Origin of the sequence: Streptomyces sp. SID13726 (assembly GCF_010548375.1) — a bacterium.
In the GTDB taxonomy this organism is placed as follows: Bacteria; Actinomycetota; Actinomycetes; order Streptomycetales; family Streptomycetaceae; genus Streptomyces.
In genome coordinates this window covers 1-486 of the sequence record NZ_JAAGLY010000317.1, presented here as the reverse complement: position 1 = coordinate 486, position 486 = coordinate 1, and the positions used below count along the sequence as shown (strand labels likewise).

Below are 486 nucleotides of genomic sequence, written 5' to 3'. Positions count from 1 at the left end.
GACGGAGCCGACGATGCCCATGCGCACCCCGGGGCCGAAGACCACGGCGAAGAGCGCGTACGCGAAGAGGCCGGCGACGATCGACGGGATGCCCGTCATGACGTCGACGAAGAACGTCACCGCGCGGGCGAGCGGCCCGCGGCCGTACTCGACGAGGTAGATCGCGGCGAGCAGGCCGATCGGGACCGAGATCACCGCGGCGCCGAGCGTGATGAGCAGCGTGCCGAGGATCGCGTGGTAGATGCCGCCCGCGTCCATGCCGCCGAACACGCCGCGCATCGAGTGCGTCAGGAAGTAGACGTCGAACCGCTCCATGCCGTGCACGACGACGGTCCACGCGACGGACACGAGCGGCACCATCGCGAGGGCGAACGCGCTCCACATGAGGACCGTCATCGTGCGGTCCTTGCGGCGGCGGCCGGCGTCGGCACCGCGCAGGAGCGCGCGGACGGAGGCGGTGCGCTCCGGGTCCGGGGCGGAGGCCCC

General features: G+C 72.4%; 1 pseudogene. It reads right to left on the bottom strand.

From position 1 onward, the window contains the following. Positions 1 to 486: pseudogene (locus G3I78_RS47835) on the bottom strand (hypothetical protein); the annotation flags it as partial.